Raw genomic sequence first — 19,102 nt, 5'->3', positions numbered from 1 at the left:
GGAAATGGCAAAAGCAATGAGCAAAGAATCCATCACGACCCCGTCAGCAGAAAGCCTCGCCGAGGCTGCCCGGCAGGCCGGCAAGAAGGGCCTTCCGCCGGTACACAAGTGGAACCCCGAGTTCTGCGGTGATCTGGACATGCGCATCGCCCGGGACGGCACATGGTTCTATCTCGGCACGCCCATCGGCCGGCCCGAGCTTGTGCGGCTCTTTTCCACCATTCTCAAGCGCGAGGGCGACAAGTATTTCCTCGTCACGCCGGTGGAAAAGGTCGGCATCACCGTCGATGACGCGCCTTTCGTGGCGGTCGATTTCGAGGCCGGCGGCGCGGGCGAGGCGCAGAATCTTCTGTTCGAGACCAATGTGGGCGACAAGGTGCTGGCCGGCCCCGATAACCCGATTCGGGTGGAGCGGGACCCCGAGACCGGAGAGCCCTCTCCATATGTGCTGGTGCGCGACGGGCTGGAGGCGCTCATCGACCGCAAAAGCTTTTACCGGCTGGTCGAGATCGGCGCGCGGCAGGACGGCTGGTTCGGCCTCTGGTCGGGTGGGGATTTCTTCCGCATCATCCCCGAGGACGAGCTGCCAGAGTAATGGCGCTCAGCCGTCCCAGAAAGGCAGACCGCTCAGCGCCGAGGCCGCGATGATCGTGTAGGCGATGGTGCGGTACACCCGCTCGTATTCGGGCCGGAACAGCCGGGCGCCCAGAAGTCCGCCAAGAAGATTCGGCACGACAAGCGCGGCGCCCAGCACCAGCGCCGACGGGTCGAGCCGCCCGAAGAGCGCCAGCATCGGCAACAGCACCACGTCAGTCGCGAAGAGAAACAGAAGTGTGTTGGCCCGCACCACCTGAACCGGTCGGGTGCTGGCCATGTAAAGCAGGATGACCGGCGGTCCGGGCAGGCCCGCCACCCCCTGCAGGAAGCCCGACAGGCCACCTGTGGTGTACACGAGCGGTGGCGTCAGCGCGCCGTGATAGCGCAGTCCGGACACCAGGCAGACCAAGAGCGTCAGCGCCACCGCCGACACCGCATAGCGAAACACCTCCGCCGGGACGAGCGTGAGCGCGAAAAGACCGAGAGGCAGCGCCACGACAAGTCCCGTCAGCAACCGGACGAGATCGCGCGCCTCGCACGACCGTGCGGCGCGGCGCAGGATCGGGATCGGGCCGAACAGATCAAAAATCACGATGGTGGTCAGCGCCTGGAACGGCGTCAGCACCTGCGCGGCCAGCGGGAGGTAGACAAGGCCCGAGCCAAAGCCGGAAAACCCGCGCACCAGCGCCGCCAGAAAACAGGCGCCGGCCAGAAACGCGATTTGCGTCGTTTGAAAATCCGGCAGCACTCCGCCCCGCTCCACTATCGACCCGACATACGGGGACGCTAGGCCAAATGCGGCGTCGGTGTTAGCGGAATCCTACCCGCTAAACATATCGCCCCAGCCGCCGAAGATGTCGCCAATGTTGTTTAGGATCGCCACGAGGATGCAGATGCCCCCGATCAGCAGCGCCAGCCAGAACGCGTATTGCATGACAAAAGCCCCCGCGCCAAACCCGATGGCAATGACCGGCAGCTGCGGTGTTTCACGCCTGAAAAGCCCGACCGCCCCCGCAATGGCGGCAAGTCCCGCAAGGATCGGCGCGGCAAAGCTGAGATAGTCCATGATATTCCACGGCTCGACCTCCGGTTCGGGCTGCGGCTGGCCCAAAAGGCTGCGTACGGCGGATTTCTTGATCTCGGCCGCGATCTCTCCGATGGCTGTGCCGGGATTTCCCGGCGGCTCGGCGAAGACCGCCGAGATCTGCAGCACGACGATGACCAGGGCGACGGCCCCAGCGACGAAGCCCGCAAGGCCCCAGACCGGGCGCGGCGCGATGAGTTGCTCGGACATCTGCAACCTCCGATAGGTGTCCCGGTTCGACCCGTCGCATGGATTTACGGCCTGCTTAAGGGGGCAATGCGGCCCAAACATGGCTGCCTGCGGGGCCGGGCGACTCGCGACGTGGCGTGGAAAAGGCTATGATCGGGCCGCTGGACCTGCTCGGGAGGAGAGACCATGAAACGCATCCTCATCGGCCTTCTGGCCCTCGGTATCTTTTTCGGTGCTGGGCTTGGCATCCACGCAACGCTGATCAGCGCATCGCAAGGGTCCGGCACATGGGCCGATCGCGCGGCGGCCACCTGCAGCCTTTGTCACGGAAGCTAAGGCGACCACCCGTAGGCCGTGCTTCAGCGCGGCCTCAATGTGCCTCGGCCCAGTTCCTGCCCGCGCCGGCCTCCACCACCAGCGGCACGTCGATCTTGACCGCCGGATCGGCGGCGCCTTGCATGATCTCGCGCGCCGCTTCGGTCACCTTGTTGGCGGCGCCTTCCTCGACCTCGAAGAGAAGTTCGTCATGCACCTGCAACAGCATCTTGCAGGGCAGGTCCTCGATCGCTTTCGGCATCCGGATCATCGCGCGGCGGATGATGTCGGCGGCAGTGCCCTGAATGGGCGCGTTGATCGCCGCGCGCCGGGCAAAGCCCGCGCGCGGCCCCTTGGCGGAAATCTCTGGCGTGTGGATCTTGCGGCCGAATAGCGTCTGCACGAACCCGTGCTCCTTGGCGAAATTCACCGTGTCGTCCATGTAATCCCTGATACCGGGGAAGCGCTCGAAATACCGGTCGATGAATCCCTGGGCCTCGGCGCGCGGGATGCGCAGGTTGCGGGCAAGCCCAAAGCCCGAGATGCCGTAGATCACCCCGAAATTGATCGCCTTGGCGCGGCGGCGCACCTCGGGTGTCATCTCGTCCATCGGTACGTCGAACATCTCTGACGCGGTCATTGCGTGAATGTCCTGCCCCTCGCGGAACGCCTCCTTGAGCTGGGCGATGTCGGCAACATGCGCCAGGATGCGGAGCTCGATCTGGGAATAGTCCAGCGACAGAAGAACCTTGCCCTCGCCCGCCACAAAGGCCTCGCGGATGCGCCGGCCTTCTTCGGTGCGTATGGGGATGTTCTGCAGGTTCGGATCGGTCGAGGCCAGCCGGCCCGTGCTGGCGCCGGTCTGCACGTATGAGGTATGGACCCGGCCCGTATCGGGGTCGATATGATCCTGCAACGCGTCTGTGTAGGTCGATTTCAGCTTGGATACCTGCCGCCAGTCGAGAACGCGCGCGGGCAGGTCATGCTCGGTCGCCAGATCCTCCAGCACATCGGCCCCCGTGGCATAGGCGCCGGTCTTGCCCTTCTTGCCGCCCTCCAGCCCCATCTTGTCGAAAAGGATCTCGCCCAGCTGCTTGGGGGAACCGACGTTGAATTTCTCGCCCGCCAGTTCGTGGATCTCGTCCTCCAGCTGCGCCATCTTCTGGGCGAAGGCATTGGACATCTTCGACAGCGTCCCTTTGTCCACGAGGATGCCCGCGCGCTCCATCTGCGCCAGCACGGGCACCAGCGGGCGTTCCAGCGTCTCGTAGACGGTCGTGACCTTCGTACGGTGCAGTTGCGGCTTGAACGTGTGCCAAAGGCGCAGGGTGATATCCGCGTCCTCGGCCGCATAGCGCGTGGCGGTCTCGATCGGCACCCGGTCGAAGGTGATGGCGGATTTGCCCGAGCCCAGAAGCTCCTTGATCGGGATGGGTGCGTGGCCGAGGTACCGTTCCGACAAGGTGTCCATCCCATGCCCATGCAAACCCGAGTTGAGCGCGTAGGACATCAACATCGTGTCGTCGATGGGCGTGATCTCGACGCCGTAATTGGCGAGAATCTTTGCGTCGTATTTCATGTTCTGGCCGATCTTTAGAACGGCGTCGTCCTCGAAGACGGGCTTGAGCGCCTTCAACACCTCGTCACGGTCCAGTTGCCCGTCCAGGATCGCCTCCGAGCCGAAAAGATCGTCGGCGGTCCCATCCTTGTGCGCCAACGGGATGTAGCAGGCCTGCCCCACTTCGACGGCAAGGCAGATCCCCACAAGCTCGGCCTGCATCTCGTTGAGCGACGTCGTCTCGGTGTCGACCGCCACGTAGCCCCGCGCGTTGATCCGATCGATCCAGGTCTGCAGCGCCTCCATGTCGGTGACGGTCTCGTACGTGTCCGGATCGATCTTGGGCCAGTCGGGCGCGCTCTGCTCGTCGGGGTTGGCGCCCGCCGGGTTGGTGTCCTCTATCACCGGCGGCTCTACGTCCAGCGCGTCGGCGATGCGCTTTGACAGGGTGCGGAACTCCATCTCGGCCAGAAACGCCATCAGCTTGTCCACATCGGGATCACGCAGTTCCAGATCGTCGATGGTAAAGTCGAGCGGCGTTTCGCAATCGAGCTGCACCAGCTTCTTCGAGAGCTCGATCTGGTCTCGCTTTTCAAGAAGCGTTTCGCGCCGCTTGGGCTGCGGGATCTCCTCGGCGCGGTCCAGAAGCTCCTCCAGCGTGCCGTATTCATTGATGAGAAGCGCCGCGGTCTTGATGCCGATGCCGGGCGCGCCGGGAATGTTGTCGACCGAATCGCCCGCCAGCGCCTGCACGTCCACCACCTTGTCCGGGCCGACACCGAATTTCTCTTCCACGCCTTCGCTGTCGATGCGGCGGTTCTTCATGGCGTCGAACATCTCGACGCCCCCGCCCACAAGCTGCATGAGATCCTTGTCGGAACTGACGATCGTGACGCGCCCGCCGGCGTCGCGCGCCTGGCAGGCCAGGGTCGCAATGATGTCGTCGGCCTCATAGCCTTCCATCTCCTTGCAGGCGATGTTGAAGGCTTCTGTGGCGCGGCGCGTGAGCGGGATCTGCGGGCGCAGGTCCTCGGGCATCTCGTCGCGGTTGGCCTTGTAGTCTTCATAAAGGTCGTTGCGGAAGGTGTGGCTGCCCTTGTCGAAGATCACGGCGATATGGGTGGGCGCATCCGACCCGTGATCGCGGTCCACGTAGCGGCGCAGCATGTCGCAGAAGCCCTGCACCGCGCCCACCGGCATCCCGTCGGATTTGCGCGTCAGCGGCGGCAGCGCGTGAAAGGCGCGAAAGATGAAGGCCGAGCCGTCGATGAGATGCAGGTGACAGCCTTTACCGAATGCCATGGCGCGCTCCGTTCTTGCAGATGGCGCAGGTATGCCATGGGCCGCGCGGCGCGGAAAGTGATTAACGGGGTGCAGAATGGCCGACGTGGAATGAGTATTTTCGCCAAGAAGAATCAGAAAGGCGCGCTTCGACGTCTTTCTGGATCAAACACTCCCGCCGGAGGAGTATTCTTTTTTACTGGGCCGCACCGAAAACGATCAGGCCATCCGCATTCTCGGCCTGGTTCACCTGTTTCGGCAATCGGTCACCCGTCCGCGAAGAATGGCGCAACCACTCTGCTGCGGCTAGCCTTCGGACCAACAAACGACAAAGCGCTCGACATATTACAAAGGACCTGCACCTCATGACCAGCGATGCCGTCAATCTGACCCAGAAACTCTCCACATTTTCAGAGCACTGGAGCCCCAAAATCATCTCTCGATTCAATGATTGTGATGTCATGGTGGTCAAGGCACATGGGGCGTTTAACTGGCACAAGCACGATGAAACCGACGACTTCTTTCTGGTGCTGTCCGGCACGTTGCGGATCGAGCTGCGCGATCGCGATGTGGTGCTAGGACCGGGCGAACTCTTCGTTGTGCCCAAGGGCGTCGAGCATCGGCCCGTCGCCGATGAAGAGGTTCATTTGCTTCTCATTGAACCGATTGGCGAGCCCAACACCGGCGATGCGGCAACCGCCGTGTCGAAGACGAAGATTTGAGCCGGACAAGCGCTAATCCGGATTGCGCGTAGCGGCCCAGTGCCGCCCTTCGCTGGACGAAAGCCGAATGCCCGATCTCCGCCTGCCTAAGAAGCCGGAAACGAACCAGGTGATCCATTTCCATCCACCGGGCAGGCTCAAACGCCGTTGTAGTCTTTATCCGAGACCTTCTCCATCCAGGTGACAGGTGTGCCGTCTATGCTTTCCTGTATGGCGATATGGCTCATGGCCGTTTCCGGCGATGCGCCATGCCAGTGTTTTTCGCCAGCCGGAAACCAGACCACATCGCCCTGGCTGATCTCTTCGACCGGCCCACCTTCGCGCCGCACTCGGCCACGCCCGAACGTCACGATCAGCGTTTGACCGGCCGGGTGCGTGTGCCAGGCCGTTCTTGCGCCGGGTTCGAAGGTGACGTGCGCGCCGCTGGTTCTGCCGGGGTCTTCGGCTGTGAAAAGCGGATCGAGCCGCACTTTTCCGGTGAAATAATCCTCTGGACCGGGTTGTGATGCGTTGCTGCCGGATCTGGTGATCTTCATTTTTCCCTTCCCGCGCTGTCAGCGCAATTTCGTGAAACGATAGGTCAATGCCGGGCCGCCCGAATGGGAATAGGCCAGTTCCGCCGTCACCATGGCGAAGGGTTCCGCGAACCTCGCGGTCCGCAAAGGCCCTGCGTCCAGCGGTTCGAAACCCGCGTCGCGGATCAGCTTTTGAGCGATCTTCTTGGCCGATGGATCGTCCCCGTAGGTCAAAACCTGGGGCGGGGGCATTTGTCCTTTGCGGGCGAAGACCGGCGCAAAAGCTTCGGACGGCACGGTGTTGAAGCATGACACCCACCGCGCCTCGGGACGCATGCGTGCCAGTTCTTCCGCTCCCGAGGTGTTCGTGCCGAGAACAAGCTCGGTATTCGCGTCGTTCAAGGGCACGCTGCAATTCAGCACGATCTTGTCCTTGAGCGAGCCGGCCTGTTCAAGCACGTCGGGAATACGAGACCAATGAACCGCGAGAAGAAGGGCATCGGCGTAGCGCACGGCTTCGTCCACCCGTCCGCTCAATGCGCCATATTCTCTGGCGAGCATGTCCAGCTTGGTCTTGTTTCGGGCATATGAGAACAGCACATCATGCCTGGAAGCGGCCCAGATACGGCCCAGTTGCGATCCCATCAGGCCGGAGCCGAGAATTCCGATCTTCATAGCGTTTCCCTCGCCGGCAAGAGGTTTACTCTGCGCGTTTCTCAAACACGTCCTTGGCCACCGGCATGGCAGAAAAGACCTTCGGCCAGCCCGCATAATACGCCAAGTGCGAGAGCATCGCGCCGGCCTCGTCCTGCGTCAGGCCGTTGTCCATCGCGCGGTTGAGGTGAAAGGTCATCTGCTCTGCCTGGCCGGCCGCGATGAGCGCGGCGACGGTCGCGAGGCTCCGGTCGCGCGGCGCCAGCGCGGGACGGCGCCAGAGATCGAGGAACAGCAACTGCTCGGTGTCGTCGACCACGCCTTGGCTGACGCCGCCATAGGTGCCCTGCACGAAGTCCTGGCGGTTTGCCTCGGCTTCCTCGTCATAGCCCAGCAACTCGGGGTCTACCGCCGGAAGGTCCTCGGCGGTGATGCCGCGCGCCTCAAAAACCGGCGCTGCGGCGGTTGCAGCAGCGGTCGCATTGCCCCACCCGGTGTAAAAGGCCAGATGGGTGATCGTCTCGGAAATCTCGGCCGCTGTCACACCGGCATCAAGGGCCAGCGCGACATGATCGGCCAAAGCGCCGGTTTCTTGCCGGGTCATCAGCGCCGCAAACGTGACAAGCGCCCGGTCTCGCGGCGACATCGTCTCATCTGTCCAGACCTTGCCGAAAAGGGTGTTGTCGGAATAGGCTTCAAGCGCCGGGGCGACCTTGCCCACGTCTTCTGGGAGGGTCTTGGCCGCATCCTGCGCCATGGCGGCACCGGTTAGCAGGCCAAGAGCGGAGGCGGTGAGAATGGTCTTCATCGGAGGATCTCCTTGGTTCGCTGTTGTCTCCTCCTGATATGGTGCGATGGGCCTCGGCCTTAATGGCGGGGATGCTCAAACCATTCATGATCCCGGTGCATTAATCCTCAGCCTTTTTCGCGCAGCGCATCGAGCACCACACCAAAGGCCGAGGATGGGCGTTGTCGGCTGGGATAGTAGAGGTGGAAGCCCGGGAAATAAGGTGAATAGTCCCCGAGACAGAGGCGCAGCGCTCCGCTGTCAAGATGCTCCTGCGCAAGGCGCTCAGGGACAAGGGCCAGACCATGACCATCTTTTGCGGCCCGCAGCACCGGATTGATCGTGTTGAAAATCGCCTGGCCTTGCACCTTGACCCGGATCTCGTTGCCGTCCCTGTCTTCGAACTCCCACGCATAAAGCGCGCCATGGTTGCTGAGGCGCAGGTTGATGCATTGGTGTCTGGTCAGGTCCTGCGGCATTTCGGGCGTGCCCGCCGTGTCGAAATAGGCCGGCGCGCCGACGCAGACCGTGCGCTCATCCGGGCCGATCCGCATGGCGATCATCCACTCGCTCACCTGATCGCCATAGCGCACGCCCGCATCACACGGGCTTTCGGCCAGATCGGTATAGCCATAATCCATCACGAACTCGATCTTCACATCGGGATGGTCCTTCAGAACCGGCGACAGCTTGGGCCAAAGCAGGGACTCGATGGCGTATTCCACGCCCACGATCCGCACCGTGCCCGACGGCGCGCCTTGCGAGTCGTTGAGCGCGTGCAGCCGGGCCTCGATCTATTCCAGGCAGGGGTTCAGCGTGGCGAGCAGATCTTCGCCCTCCAGCGTCGGTGCGACGGATCGTGTCGTGCGCGTCAGAAGCCGCAGACCAAGGCGCTTCTCCAGACCCTTGATCGTATGGCTCAGCGCGGATTGTGACACGTTCAGTCGCGCGGCGGCGCGGGTAAAGCTGCGCTCTCCGGCCACGGCGGCCAGCGCGATAAGGTCCTGGATTTTCTCTCGAAGCATGAGGGCGCCCTGGATCTGCGGATCGATGATCACGTTGGTTTGCCCTTCAGGATATATGTCGCTTCTTCATGTGTCGAAGAATTATGCCGCCCCGACACATGACATGACGGGGCGGCGCGGACGCTTTTACTCTGCCCCGTATTCGGCGTCGGTCACATGCTCACCCCAGACGACATTTTCACCGTCCGCGAATTGCTGGACCGCGATATGGGTCACCGCAGTGCTGTCGGTCGCACCATGCCAGTGCTCGACATCCGGCGGGCACCAGACCACATCACCGGCCTGCATGACCTCGCGCTCTTGCCCGCGCTCCTGCACCCAGCCGGTACCTTCGGTCACGATCAGCATTTGTCCTGCCGGATGCGTGTGCCAGGCCGACCGCGCGCCCGGCAGGAAGGTCACCTTTCCGGCGTTCACGGCGAAGGGCTCGTTCGCGGGAAAGACCGGCTCGATATAGGCGGTGCCGGTGAATAGCTCCGCATCGCCGATAAAGCCGTCCTGTTCTCCCGCGCGGGTTAAGTCCATGGATTGCGCGAAGGCGCCGGGCGCGGCAAGCCCAAGCGCAAGTGTGGGTCCCAGTATCCGTGTCATTTGAATTGTTTCCTGCTGCCTGTGTGCTGGGGCCGATCACCGCGACCGGCCTTTCATAGCGTGAAAGCTAGGACCTGGGTTTGTGCGGATAATGGGGCGCAAACCGGATGCGGACATGAGGAGGGTTCATAAATGAACCGCCCAACCTTTGCCTGTACAATCCCCGGCATTCATGAGGCGGCCTCATGAGAGGTAGAGATACATGGGGGATTATCCGGCGCGGTCTTCGACGTATATCCCCCCTCATCAACGAGGGTGATCGACCATGAACGGGACGAAGACAGGACTTGCCAGTCTGGCTGTCGCGGTGCTGACGATCAGCCATCTGCCTGCCGCACAGGTAACCGAACTGAAACAGGAGGCCGCAATGACCCATATCAGAGTGATCGTCGGGGACGAGACCCTGACCGCCACGCTCGACGCAACGCATGTGGCACAGGATTTTGCCGCGCTCCTGCCGCTCGACCTGACGCTGAGCGACTACCACGGCATCGAAAAGGTCGCGGACCTGCCGCGCGCGCTGGACACCACCGGCGCACCGGACAGCTACGAGCCGAAGGCCGGCGATATCACGCTTTATGTGCCCTGGGGCAATCTCGCGATCTTCTGAAAACCGTTTCAGCGCTCGCGCGGTCTCGTGCGGTTGGGCGCTTTCGACGGGCCGATCGACGCGCTGATGCGCGGCGGAGAGTTCCCGGTCCGGATCGAGACGGCGGAGTAGGCCTCTCCTGACACCCTTCAAGTAACACTGGGCAGGGCCAAAACGGTTTGCCCGCGCAACACCTGCATCCAAACGAAAGGACATATCATGACCGACAACATCACAGGAAAAGTCATTGTGATCACCGGCGGATCTTCGGGGATGGGCGAGGCCACGGCCCGAGATCTGGCCGCGAAAGGCGCCAAGCTCGCCCTAGGCGCGCGACGCAAGGACCGGCTCGACAGCATCGTCAAGGACATCACCGACGCGGGCGGCGAGGCTGTCGCGGTGGAAACAGACGTGACCAAGCTCGACGACGTGCAGGCGCTTGTTGCCAAGGCAAAGGACACGTTCGGACGCGTTGACGTGATCTTCAACAATGCGGGGCTGATGCCGCTCTCGCCGCTCGAAAGCCTGAAAATCGACGAGTGGGACCAGATGATCGACGTCAACGTGAAGGGCACGCTTTACGGCATCGCCGCCGTGCTGCCGATCTTCAAGGAACAGAAGTCGGGCCACGTCATCAACGTGTCCTCTGTCTACGGCCATATCACCGTCGCCTCGGGCGCGGTCTATTGCGCCACCAAACACGCCGTGCGCTCGCTCTCCGAAGGGCTGCGGCAGGAGGTCAAGGATTACAACGTGCGCGTCACCGTGATTTCGCCGGGCGCAGTGGATACCGAACTGACCCAGCACATCACCGAGCCCGAGCTTGGCGATAACGTGCGCGACTTCGTCAAGCATATCGCGGTGCCGGCCAGCACGATGGCCGACATGGTGTCCTTCGCCGTGTCGCAGCCGGAAAACGTCGATGTGAACGAGATCCTGTTCCGCCCGACCGTGCAGCCCGTGTGATGATGAGCACTACCGGCGCCGCAGAACTTGCGGCGTCGGAACACTTCCCCCCGAACCAAACGAGTTGTTGCCTGTTTTCCCTGAGCTTTCGGTATCTCTTCACGGAAAGCAGGTCGAATGTACAAATCTAGGACCCCTCGGACATGGTAACAGCCCTTTTCGGTACACGCTGGCAATGACCATTTGCTGTCCAAACCAGACCAAGCATTGGAAACGGCCCAATCTGAACCTTGCTAAAGGCCGTAAACTCCGCAGCGCAGTCTTCGCAAAGCAGACTTGATCCACAGGTGCAGACAAATGACAATTGCTCAGGTCCTGTCCGATCAAGCCTGTCTGGAAAACACTGCCCGCTTGCTTTGACGGAGCAATAGTGATGCCGGAACGTGTGGGAAAGGACTAGCCGGGGTCGCGTTCACTGGCGACCGGTAGGTGCATTTTTTTACCTTGCCCGCGTATTTCTCGTCCATGGGGCCGAGACCATTAGGGTGAGACCTGTCCCAACTGCTACACGCTGCACCGCGTCTGGTACCGTGGCCGGATAGAAATGGTACAAGTGTGTCGACCAACTTTTCGCCCATACCGAGCAGATCGATGCGTATTGTCACTCTCGCAGGCGGTCTTGGGTCGGCGACTGGTTTATCACCGAGCGAACCCGCAATTACCGCAATGTCATCCACTACCTGCACGTTCGGTCTATCCGGCACATGAACAAAGACGCCATGCGCGAAGTACTCGTGGACCTGATTTAGGTGCCGGATTGCCTTGTGAACGATCCCTAGCTGAAAGAGTTTTACGGCATAGGCGCTTTCGTCGAAGCGGTTGCGGACGACGCCGATCTTGTGCTGAGCCTACCGTGCCATTTGGTCTGCGATTTCGTTCTGGGCCAAAGGCCGATCAGCGGTGTAATCGAGAGCGGTGAGTCGACAGGCGACGGCGATCCTACCAACTTTGCGACATTTGCAGGCTGTGGTGCCCCGACCGTATCGCTGATGGCACAGATGATTTTTATGAACTGGAGCTGAACGGGAACGACTTATCTTTCAGCCTTCTTTTGAAGCCTGCTTTTCCTCTGGCCGGTGCAGGTTTGTTGACCATGTCGCTTCCGGTGTCGGCCCAGTCGCGCATTTCTTCAAAGACGCGGCGCTGACGTCAGAGGCCATGAAACTGGCCACCGCTGCTGGCAGCGCGACTTTATATCGATGACGGGGTAAAGGTCGGGTCGACCGCCGAATGGGCAAATGCCGAAACCGGGGCCGCAGGTGCGGTCGAGGTTCTGGAAGTCAAAAGAGACGGCCCTTGCGTGGTGTTCCGTCATCTGGCCAAGTCGCAAGGCGAAACCGAAGATGCGTTATTACATGCGCAGATGCCGTGACGCCAGCGGCGCTTGGGTGCTTGCCCCGAACTGACGCCGTATGGCGCATCGCGCACAGGCTGCGATCAACCGTGCTCGATCTTTCCAAATATTCTGCCAGTCACGCCAACGAGACACGCCGTTGAAAGGCCGAGCATCGAAACACCGCAAAAAGAGGCCATCGTCCCCATGATGCGGACGTCTTCGCCTAACGTGCGTTCGCCGTAGTCAAGCGTCGTATACGGCCCGACGAGGGGTTAGGTATCCATCTTCGGCCTGGCAGATCAAAGTCTAAAGATGGAAAAGCCAGAAGGCATTCAGCGACGGCTCGCTTGCTTTAGATGGGTTCAAATTTCCGGACACGTGTTCAGGGATGCCGTCAAGCGGTCACGAGGGCGGACCCGGACCGTGTAGCGTGGCTCAGGTGAAGCTGCCCTGGCAGAACCAGCCCGAACTCATCGCCGCGCCATGGGCATAGTAGAGCCAGAGCCGCTCCCCCCCGGCGGTGATCACCTGCCAGTAGTCGCGCACGCCCGAGCGCCAGTCGGGCTCATCCAGCCACCATTCGGGCGCGATGCGTTCGGGGCCGCGCGCCTCGGCAAGGTCGTGATCACGTCCGCGCCAGCGAAACCGCGCCGCGAGATGCGGTGTGTCGGGGGCCTGCACCGGCTCGGGGCGCCAGATCAGCAGCGGGCGGTCCCCCGGCGGCGCGGGCCAGCCCGTCGCCGGCTCCGACCAGGCGGCGGCCAGCACCTGCGCGGTCTTTTCCGGGATGTGGCTGCTGACCGGGTGGCGGCGGGTGATCGCCTCAAGCCCGATCCGCGCCCCGATCCGCGCGGTCAGATCCTCCACTCCGGTATCCTGCGCCAGCCGCGCGCGTACCGCCGCGCCGGCCTCCAGGTGCCCCGACATGCGCCGCGTCTCCAGCGGTTCCACCCGCACGGCTTCGAGCCGCAGCACGTCGATGCCGAAGCCCGCGTCGATCTCTTCGAGTTTCATCGCCAGAAGCGGCAAGATCCGGTCGGGCACATCGCTGGCGCGCGCGAGCCCGGCCTCGACGCAGGTCATCGTGCCGTCCGCGCGGAAAGCCTCCAGCCGCAGCTGCCGCGCGCCCTGTCCCTGCGCCGCCAGCAGCGCACAGAGCCGTGGCACCAGCCGGTCGAGACCCGCGTGCAGGTCGGTTCGAAGCCCGATCGGCTCGGGCAAGGTGAGGCGCGTGGCGAATCGCGGCGCGTCGCGGGCGGGCGAAACCGGCTCTGGGGCGGCGCCGATGGCCTGATCCAGCCGGTGCACCAGCCCCCGGCCGAAACGGCGCGCGAGCGGCGCGCGTGGCTGGCCCAGAAGATCGCCCACGCGCCGCAGCCCCAGCCGCGCCAGCGCCTCGACCGTCTCGGGGTCCAGCCGCAGGGCGGCGACCGGCAGGGGCGAAAGCGCGCCATGCGCCTTGCCGGGCGCCGCGATGCGCCCGGTGACGGCGGTGGGGGTCCCCTGCGCGGGTGCCGCGCCGCCGCGTTCCCAGTGCCGGCGCTTGGCCGCGCGCGAGCGGGTCGCGCGGGCCTCCTGGTCGATGGCGTCGCCGGACCGCGTGGCCCCTGGCGCCGCGCCCGCATAGCGCGCCAGCGCCCAGGCCGCGCCGACCGTACCGGCCATGCCGCAACGCGCCGTCAGCCCAAGATCGCCCGCCTCCTCGGTGACCCGCGCCATCAGCCCCTCTTCGCCGCCGAAAAGATGCGCACAGCCCGTCACATCGAGCATCAGCGCATCGGGCTGCTCTACCGCCACCCAGGGCGAGAACTTGCCAGCCCAGCGGGCCAGCACGTCGAGAAACGCCGCCTCCTCCTGCGGGGTCTGGAGGCGCGTCAGCAGTGCGGCGCACATCGCGTGGGCATCGCGCAGCGGCTGACCCACCCGCAACCCCGCCGCCTCGGCGGCGGGCGACAGGCTGATCAGCACCTGCATCTGGCCGGTCTCGCGCACCACGGCAAAGGGAACGTCATGGGGCAGGGCGAGCCGCCGCAGCAGGCGCTCGGCCCCCAGCCGGGGAAACCAGACGGAAAGGATACGCCGTTCGGGCATGGCAGCGGCCCCGGATCAGCAGGATGAATGTTCTCTTTATGTTCCCACAATTAGAGCGGCCCCGACACGAAGTCGAGTCCACTCTTTGATCTGCCGGGGACGGGCAGTCAGCCCGGGTTGCGCACCACCATCACCGAGATCGGTGCGTGCGACGCAAGCCGCCCGCCATGCGAATTGACAAGGTAGTCGAGCCAGCCGGGCTGATGCGTGGCCATCACCACAAGGTCTGAACCCATCTTCTCGATCGCTTCCAGAAGCTTGCGGTCCACCTCAACGCTGACGTCATGCGAATCGAGCGTGTGGGTGTCGATTGCCACCCCATGTTCTTCCGCCTGCGACTTGGCATAGTCCTCTAACAATTGCGGCTCGGATTTGGACGAATGCTCTTTGCCGGACAAAGGCCCGCCACTGATGCTGACGAAGGTCAGCTTGGCGTCATAGAGCTTCGCCAGATCGGCAGCGGCCTTGGCGGCGCGGTCCATGTTTTCCTCGTGCGCCATATCGACCGGCACCATGATATGTTTAAACATATAGAAATCCTCCTTTTCCCTAAGGCTAAGTGTTTCGATGGCCCGTGCCTTGTTCCAGATCAAAGGCAGTTGACGGGGGACGCGGGCCGGGGCTTTAACGGTTTCCATGTCAAATCCGCTCGATACCGTCTTCGCCGCTCTGGCCGATCCCACGCGGCGGGCGATCCTGTCGATGCTGCTTGAGGATGACATGGCCGTGACCGATGTGGCCGACCCGTTCGACATGTCGCTTGCGGCGATCTCCAAACATCTTGCGATCCTCACACGCGCGGGACTGATCAGTCAAGAACGCCGGGGCCGGGTGAAATGGTGCAAGCTGGAACCCGATGCGCTGCGCGATGCGTCGATCTGGATGCAAAGCTTTGGCCAGTTCGAGGCGATAAACCTGGACGCGTTCGAACGGTTTCTGCGGGCGGAACTCGAAGACGAAAGCCCGCCCCGGTGACAGCGCCTGCGCCCGACGCACCGCCCGTGCCGGGTGTCGAGATCGTGCGCAACGCCTGCGTCGCGCCGGTGCTGCCGCACGGGCGCATGGCCGCCGGCGTCTTTCGCGCCGATGGCAGTTTTGTCGAGGCGTCGCGCACCCTGCTGTCGCGCGGGCGGCTTACGGATGTTCCGCCCCGACCGGATCCGGCAGGCGCGCGCCGTCTGCCCGGCCGGTTTTTATTCGCGGGCCCGGCGCGCGCGCATTTCGGGCATTTCCTTCTGGAAAGCCTCGGCCGCCTCTGGCCGCTGACCGAAGACGCCGTGCCACCCGACGGCCTGCTGTTCCTGCCGCCCCGCGCGGACATTTCGCTGGGACCGCTCCAGAGCCAGCATGCCGGCCTGTTCGACGCGCTTTGTCCCGGCCTGCCGCAGATCGCCACGACCGAGCCGGTGGTCGTCGAGGAACTGATCGTGCCGGGACAGGCCTTCGGTCACGGGCCCTGGATCACCGGCACGCCCGCCTTTCGCGCGCTGATGCGCAGCCGGCTCGAATCGGCCTTTCCCGCCGACGGGCCAGAGCGGCTTTACATCTCGCGCAGCCGGCTCCGGGGTGCGGAAAAACTGGTCGACGGCGAGGCGCGGATCGAAAAGTTGATGCGCCGCGCGGGCTACACCGTTTTTCACCCCGAACGTCATGACATCGCGACGCAGGTCGCACGCTACCGGGCCGCGCGCTGGCTGGTCGGGCCCGATGGGTCGGCCTTTCACCTGGCCGCCTGCGTGGTGGTGCCCGGCACTCGCGTCGGCGTGATCCAGCGGCGGCACCGGCCCGAGGTGGTGCAGTCCTTCCTCGATCAGTTTGCCGCCTTCGCCGAGGTCGAGACGCATCTGATCACCCCGCTTCTGCCCCGCGAACGTCAGAGCGGCGACGACCGCGCGCTGAAGACGGCCCCGATCAACTTTCGCGCGCTCTCGCGCCAGTTGGATGCGGCGGGCTTTCTCTGACACGCGTCAAGCCGGGTGCTCGTCCTTCAGAAGCATCGCCAGCGCCACGATGGTCAGCGCCACGCCGCACGACACCACCCAGCCGGGCAGGCCCCGCCCAAGCGCCGCCTGCCAGCAGATCACCCAGGTCGGGGTGAGATACGTATAGGCCATCACTTTCGCCGCCGGCAGCCGCAGCGAGGCATATTGCAACAGAACGAAGGTTAGCGCAGTGGCGAACATGGTGGTGTAGACCAGAGTGATCCACACGATCGGGGGCAACCCGGCCCAGTCGGTGCGTGCGATGTCAGCCGCACCCGCGACAAGCAGCAGCACGGCCGCCCCGGCCATCGCGCCGAAGGAAAACACCACCGGGCGTTCGCCGCGATTGAGCTTGCGCACCATCGGCGTGTAAAGCGCGTGCGCCACGCAGCCGAGGAAATAGATGACCTCGCCGCGTCCTACCGCAAAGGCGAGCAGGGCGGTCAAATCCCCCCTGAAGATCACCCAAAGCGCGCCCGCCGCGCCCACCGTTAGTGCGCCCGACATGCGCCGGGTCATGATCTGCCGCAAAAGAAGATAGCCGAACGCCCCCGACAGGATCGGCGTCAGGGTAAAGACCGCCGCCGCGCTTACCGGGGCCGCGGTCTTCAGGCCCTCGAACATCAGCACGAAATAGATCGCCATCGACCCGCCAAGAAGCAGATACCGCCACGGGGCCGACAGGCTGGTTCTCGGCACGCCGCCCGTCGCCAACGCCACTGCGCCAAGAATACCGGTGGCAATGGCGAACCGCAGGGCGGTAAACGCCTCTGGCGAGATATGCTGCACCGTCATCGCGCCGAGCGGAAACGACCCCGCGATCAGCGCCGAAAAGGCGAGCATCGCCAGATGCCCGCGCAGGCGGTCGGTCATAACGTATCCCAGTCCTCGGCGCGGGATTTGAGGAACTTGAGAAAAGCCTGCACCTTGGTCGTGCGATGCAGGTCCATATGCGTCACGATCCAAAGCGGCGCAGACCATTCGTCACGCGGCGGCACCACCTCGGTCAGGCCGCCGATCTCCTGCGCCTGCAGCCGCGACATGAAACCGATGCCCGCGCCCTGCGCCACCGCGTAGCGTTGCGCATAGACATCGCCGCTGCGAAAGGTGATCGCGCTGTCGGGGACGGTATCGCGCAGCCATTTGTGGAACGGCGCGCGCGAATTGGGATCGTCGGCTCCGACGAAGACATGGCCCTGGAAATCATCCACGCTTTTGGGCAGGCCGTGTCGCGCGATATAGCTGTCGGCGGCATAAAGCGTGATTGCCTGCCGAAAGAAGGGCTGTACCACGTTGTCGGGCTGATCGGGGGCCGCGCCAGCGCGGATCGCCACATGCGCCTCGCCGTATTCCAGACGGAAAAGCCGCTCGCCGGTCAGGTAACGCACGATCAGGTCCGGGTAATCGCGCTGAAACGCCGCCAGCACCGGAACAAGAGCATGGCTGAGCCCGCCCAGAGAGGTCACGACCAGCTCGCCCGAGACATCGTTGCCGCGCCCCTTGATGCGGCCCGAAAGCTGGTTGAACTGCTCGTCGGTGGCCTGGGCCACGCGCAACAGGTCCTGCCCTGCCTCGGTCGTGGTGTAGCCGCGCGCGTGACGCTGGAACAGTTTCACGCCCAGCCGCTCTTCCAGCGAGTCGATATGGCGGATGACGGTGGCGTGATGCACCCCAAGCGCGTCGGCCGCCCCGCTGACCGTACCCACGCGCGCGACGTGAAAAGCGGTGCGCACTTCGTCCCAGCTTTCCATCCTGTCCCTCGTACTGTGCGGAAATCAACAAATAGCAAAGCGCGGCGAGTTTTGCGTGTCCTCCGGCACAAGTCAAATCCAAATGCCCGGTCGATTGAACCGCGCGCCCACCGCGCCCGACCTATGACTCGGACACCCTGCAGGAGGACGAAATGCGCATAATTCAAAACACACCCGAGCGTCTTGTCGCCGAAGAGGTGCCATGGCTGATTGCGGTCATGCTTTTTCTTTTCACCATGACCTTTCTGGGTGTCGGGCTTGCCATCGCCGCCAGCGGGGTTCCAGCGGGCCTGCTCTTTGCCGGGGCGGGCGGCGGGCTCGGCTGCGCTGCGCTCGGCGTGTTCGTGGAACGGCTGCAACTGGTGCTCGACGCCCGGACCGGGCGCGCCGTTATCCGCCGCCGTACTCTGTGGCAGCGCTCCGAGACCGTGCTGCCGCTGCAAAGGGTTCTGCACGCCACCGAAGAGCGCGGGCCGGGCGCCCGCCGTTTGTCCCGGCCGGCGCTCGTGCTGGCCGCGCCGAGGATACCGGGCGCATCGGACCCGTCCCGCGAAACCGTGCACCCGGTGACCGAGATCTACGCCTCGGGCCGCGCTGCGGCGCGCCTGGTGTGCGCAGTCAACGAATGGCTGGACGAGCGCGGTGCGCGTTCGGCCTCACCGGCCATCAGCCGCACCAGACCCGCGTGACCGTGCCGGTCCCGTCCTTGTCGATGTTCAGACGATCGGGCCGGTGATCCATGGTCATGGCGCTGTCGGGTGGCAGGATGCGCACGGGACCATCCCATGCATCCGCATCGAACTCTGAAACGGGTGCACCCACGAGCGTCCCAAGCCCGGCGCCGCCGCACGCGTCCGCCTTTTCCGTGTCTTCGGTTTTGCAGGCCGCAAGACCTGCGACGGCGCAGAACGCCAGGACAATCGTCCGCCCTCTCGATACCATGTTCCTCGCTCCCTCCGTGCCGTCCGGTGCTGGACACACCCCTCTGTCTATGTTGTCCTGATTGTCTAATCCGATGAACATCGCGCGACAAAACACAAAAGGGAAGGACAGTGTCATGAGAACAAGA

General features: G+C 63.7%; 22 protein-coding genes. 8 read left to right on the top strand and 14 right to left on the bottom strand.

From position 1 onward, the window contains the following. Positions 1-16: 16 nt before the first annotated feature. Positions 17-595: a DUF1285 domain-containing protein gene (locus EZV60_RS03590; RefSeq protein ID WP_135502258.1), complete on the top strand. Its 579-nt coding sequence runs from the start codon at positions 17-19 to the stop codon at positions 593-595. A gap of 6 nt (positions 596-601) precedes the next feature. On the opposite strand, the gene EZV60_RS03585 is transcribed toward EZV60_RS03590, so the two are convergent. Together EZV60_RS03585 and EZV60_RS03580 are read right to left on the bottom strand one after the other, a co-directional pair. Then, positions 602-1,345 (bottom strand): sulfite exporter TauE/SafE family protein, encoded by a 744-nt coding sequence (locus tag EZV60_RS03585; RefSeq protein ID WP_245306196.1) that lies wholly within the window; start codon positions 1,343-1,345, stop codon positions 602-604. Between the two features lie 72 nt (positions 1,346-1,417). After that, a complete protein-coding gene (locus tag EZV60_RS03580) occupies positions 1,418-1,891 on the bottom strand; it encodes a hypothetical protein (protein ID WP_135502256.1) in 474 nt (157 codons plus the stop codon). A 165-nt stretch (positions 1,892-2,056) separates the two neighbouring features. Between EZV60_RS03580 and EZV60_RS19025 the strand changes: the two genes are divergently transcribed. Beyond that, on the top strand, positions 2,057-2,206 hold the full coding sequence (locus EZV60_RS19025; protein ID WP_167853456.1) for a hypothetical protein: 150 nt from the start codon (positions 2,057-2,059) through the stop codon (positions 2,204-2,206). Between the two features lie 34 nt (positions 2,207-2,240). On the opposite strand, the gene polA is transcribed toward EZV60_RS19025, so the two are convergent. Next, the gene (polA, locus tag EZV60_RS03575; protein WP_135502254.1) at positions 2,241-5,045 is read right to left on the bottom strand and encodes a DNA polymerase I; all 2,805 of its coding nucleotides are present in this window, start codon (positions 5,043-5,045) and stop codon (positions 2,241-2,243) included. A gap of 344 nt (positions 5,046-5,389) precedes the next feature. Between polA and EZV60_RS03570 the strand changes: the two genes are divergently transcribed. Continuing rightward, complete coding sequence (locus EZV60_RS03570) at positions 5,390-5,746, top strand: cupin domain-containing protein (protein ID WP_135502252.1); 357 nt, start codon at positions 5,390-5,392, stop codon at positions 5,744-5,746. A 137-nt stretch (positions 5,747-5,883) separates the two neighbouring features. Here EZV60_RS03570 and EZV60_RS03565 read toward each other — a convergent pair whose 3' ends face one another. The 6 genes from EZV60_RS03565 to EZV60_RS03545 all read right to left on the bottom strand — a co-directional run bounded on the left by EZV60_RS03565 (position 5,884) and on the right by EZV60_RS03545 (position 9,318). Next, positions 5,884-6,282: a (R)-mandelonitrile lyase gene (locus tag EZV60_RS03565; protein WP_135502250.1), complete on the bottom strand. Its 399-nt coding sequence runs from the start codon at positions 6,280-6,282 to the stop codon at positions 5,884-5,886. A gap of 18 nt (positions 6,283-6,300) precedes the next feature. Further along, positions 6,301-6,936: an NADPH-dependent F420 reductase gene (locus EZV60_RS03560; protein WP_135502248.1), complete on the bottom strand. Its 636-nt coding sequence runs from the start codon at positions 6,934-6,936 to the stop codon at positions 6,301-6,303. Positions 6,937-6,961: 25 nt separating this feature from the next. Continuing rightward, positions 6,962-7,723 (bottom strand): carboxymuconolactone decarboxylase family protein, encoded by a 762-nt coding sequence (locus EZV60_RS03555; protein ID WP_135502246.1) that lies wholly within the window; start codon positions 7,721-7,723, stop codon positions 6,962-6,964. A 107-nt stretch (positions 7,724-7,830) separates the two neighbouring features. Then, entirely contained in the window at positions 7,831-8,484 is a 654-nt protein-coding gene (locus tag EZV60_RS03550) for a LysR substrate-binding domain-containing protein (protein ID WP_280952566.1), read from the bottom strand. Between the two features lie 12 nt (positions 8,485-8,496). After that, positions 8,497-8,760 (bottom strand): helix-turn-helix domain-containing protein, encoded by a 264-nt coding sequence (locus EZV60_RS19440; RefSeq protein ID WP_280952562.1) that lies wholly within the window; start codon positions 8,758-8,760, stop codon positions 8,497-8,499. A 93-nt stretch (positions 8,761-8,853) separates the two neighbouring features. Next, a complete protein-coding gene (locus EZV60_RS03545) occupies positions 8,854-9,318 on the bottom strand; it encodes a (R)-mandelonitrile lyase (protein WP_245306195.1) in 465 nt (154 codons plus the stop codon). A gap of 265 nt (positions 9,319-9,583) precedes the next feature. On the opposite strand from EZV60_RS03545, the gene EZV60_RS03540 reads away from it, so the two are divergent. Together EZV60_RS03540 and EZV60_RS03535 are read left to right on the top strand one after the other, a co-directional pair. Further along, complete coding sequence (locus tag EZV60_RS03540) at positions 9,584-9,928, top strand: cyclophilin-like fold protein (RefSeq protein WP_135502244.1); 345 nt, start codon at positions 9,584-9,586, stop codon at positions 9,926-9,928. Positions 9,929-10,126: 198 nt separating this feature from the next. Next, positions 10,127-10,873 carry an SDR family oxidoreductase gene (locus EZV60_RS03535; protein ID WP_135502242.1) on the top strand — a complete coding sequence of 249 codons (747 nt, stop codon included), beginning with the start codon at positions 10,127-10,129 and terminating at the stop codon, positions 10,871-10,873. 1,771 nt (positions 10,874-12,644) lie between these two features. On the opposite strand, the gene EZV60_RS03530 is transcribed toward EZV60_RS03535, so the two are convergent. Together EZV60_RS03530 and EZV60_RS03525 are read right to left on the bottom strand one after the other, a co-directional pair. Continuing rightward, entirely contained in the window at positions 12,645-14,300 is a 1,656-nt protein-coding gene (locus tag EZV60_RS03530; RefSeq protein ID WP_135502240.1) for a Y-family DNA polymerase, read from the bottom strand. Between the two features lie 107 nt (positions 14,301-14,407). Then, positions 14,408-14,830: a universal stress protein gene (locus EZV60_RS03525; RefSeq protein WP_167853455.1), complete on the bottom strand. Its 423-nt coding sequence runs from the start codon at positions 14,828-14,830 to the stop codon at positions 14,408-14,410. Between the two features lie 106 nt (positions 14,831-14,936). Here EZV60_RS03525 and EZV60_RS03520 point away from each other — a divergent pair, with 106 nt between their 5' ends. Beyond that, positions 14,937-15,275, top strand: coding sequence for an ArsR/SmtB family transcription factor (locus EZV60_RS03520; RefSeq protein ID WP_135502236.1), 339 nt, complete (start codon positions 14,937-14,939; stop codon positions 15,273-15,275). Continuing rightward, positions 15,272-16,261, top strand: coding sequence for a glycosyltransferase family 61 protein (locus tag EZV60_RS03515; protein WP_135502234.1), 990 nt, complete (start codon positions 15,272-15,274; stop codon positions 16,259-16,261). Before EZV60_RS03520 ends, EZV60_RS03515 begins: the two co-directional genes overlap by 4 nt. Before the next feature lie 6 nt (positions 16,262-16,267). Here EZV60_RS03515 and EZV60_RS03510 read toward each other — a convergent pair whose 3' ends face one another. Continuing rightward, entirely contained in the window at positions 16,268-17,155 is an 888-nt protein-coding gene (locus EZV60_RS03510; RefSeq protein ID WP_135502231.1) for a DMT family transporter, read from the bottom strand. Then, a complete protein-coding gene (locus EZV60_RS03505) occupies positions 17,152-18,033 on the bottom strand; it encodes a LysR family transcriptional regulator (RefSeq protein ID WP_135502230.1) in 882 nt (293 codons plus the stop codon). Before EZV60_RS03505 ends, EZV60_RS03510 begins: the two co-directional genes overlap by 4 nt. A 152-nt stretch (positions 18,034-18,185) precedes the next feature. Here EZV60_RS03505 and EZV60_RS03500 point away from each other — a divergent pair, with 152 nt between their 5' ends. Beyond that, positions 18,186-18,722 (top strand): hypothetical protein, encoded by a 537-nt coding sequence (locus EZV60_RS03500; protein WP_135502228.1) that lies wholly within the window; start codon positions 18,186-18,188, stop codon positions 18,720-18,722. Here EZV60_RS03500 and EZV60_RS03495 read toward each other — a convergent pair. Continuing rightward, positions 18,700-18,975, bottom strand: coding sequence for an I78 family peptidase inhibitor (locus EZV60_RS03495; RefSeq protein ID WP_135502226.1), 276 nt, complete (start codon positions 18,973-18,975; stop codon positions 18,700-18,702). The two genes, EZV60_RS03500 and EZV60_RS03495, sit on opposite strands and share 23 nt — an antisense overlap. Positions 18,976-19,102: the final 127 nt, after the last annotated feature.

The organism is Roseovarius aestuariivivens (assembly GCF_004761875.1).
Lineage (GTDB): Bacteria > Pseudomonadota > Alphaproteobacteria > Rhodobacterales > Rhodobacteraceae > Roseovarius > Roseovarius aestuariivivens.
Note: the sequence above shows the minus strand (reverse complement) of the source record. Positions and strands in the feature narration are given on the sequence as shown.

Excerpts from the sequence above, each read along its gene's own strand:
- EZV60_RS03590 (WP_135502258.1), top strand. The coding sequence starts at position 17 with ATGAGCAAAGAATCCATCACGACCCCGTCAGCAGAAAGCCTCGCCGAG.
- EZV60_RS19025 (WP_167853456.1), top strand. The coding sequence starts at position 2,057 with ATGAAACGCATCCTCATCGGCCTTCTGGCCCTCGGTATCTTTTTCGGT.
- EZV60_RS03500 (WP_135502228.1), top strand. The coding sequence starts at position 18,186 with ATGCGCATAATTCAAAACACACCCGAGCGTCTTGTCGCCGAAGAGGTG.
- EZV60_RS03530 (WP_135502240.1), bottom strand. The coding sequence starts at position 14,300 with ATGCCCGAACGGCGTATCCTTTCCGTCTGGTTTCCCCGGCTGGGGGCC.
- EZV60_RS03525 (WP_167853455.1), bottom strand. The coding sequence starts at position 14,830 with ATGTTTAAACATATCATGGTGCCGGTCGATATGGCGCACGAGGAAAAC.
- EZV60_RS03570 (WP_135502252.1), top strand. The coding sequence starts at position 5,390 with ATGACCAGCGATGCCGTCAATCTGACCCAGAAACTCTCCACATTTTCA.
- EZV60_RS03505 (WP_135502230.1), bottom strand. The coding sequence starts at position 18,033 with ATGGAAAGCTGGGACGAAGTGCGCACCGCTTTTCACGTCGCGCGCGTG.
- EZV60_RS03555 (WP_135502246.1), bottom strand. The coding sequence starts at position 7,723 with ATGAAGACCATTCTCACCGCCTCCGCTCTTGGCCTGCTAACCGGTGCC.
- polA (WP_135502254.1), bottom strand. The coding sequence starts at position 5,045 with ATGGCATTCGGTAAAGGCTGTCACCTGCATCTCATCGACGGCTCGGCC.
- EZV60_RS03580 (WP_135502256.1), bottom strand. The coding sequence starts at position 1,891 with ATGTCCGAGCAACTCATCGCGCCGCGCCCGGTCTGGGGCCTTGCGGGC.
- EZV60_RS03535 (WP_135502242.1), top strand. The coding sequence starts at position 10,127 with ATGACCGACAACATCACAGGAAAAGTCATTGTGATCACCGGCGGATCT.
- EZV60_RS03545 (WP_245306195.1), bottom strand. The coding sequence starts at position 9,318 with ATGACACGGATACTGGGACCCACACTTGCGCTTGGGCTTGCCGCGCCC.
- EZV60_RS03510 (WP_135502231.1), bottom strand. The coding sequence starts at position 17,155 with ATGACCGACCGCCTGCGCGGGCATCTGGCGATGCTCGCCTTTTCGGCG.
- EZV60_RS03520 (WP_135502236.1), top strand. The coding sequence starts at position 14,937 with ATGTCAAATCCGCTCGATACCGTCTTCGCCGCTCTGGCCGATCCCACG.
- EZV60_RS03565 (WP_135502250.1), bottom strand. The coding sequence starts at position 6,282 with ATGAAGATCACCAGATCCGGCAGCAACGCATCACAACCCGGTCCAGAG.
- EZV60_RS03495 (WP_135502226.1), bottom strand. The coding sequence starts at position 18,975 with ATGGTATCGAGAGGGCGGACGATTGTCCTGGCGTTCTGCGCCGTCGCA.
- EZV60_RS03560 (WP_135502248.1), bottom strand. The coding sequence starts at position 6,936 with ATGAAGATCGGAATTCTCGGCTCCGGCCTGATGGGATCGCAACTGGGC.
- EZV60_RS03540 (WP_135502244.1), top strand. The coding sequence starts at position 9,584 with ATGAACGGGACGAAGACAGGACTTGCCAGTCTGGCTGTCGCGGTGCTG.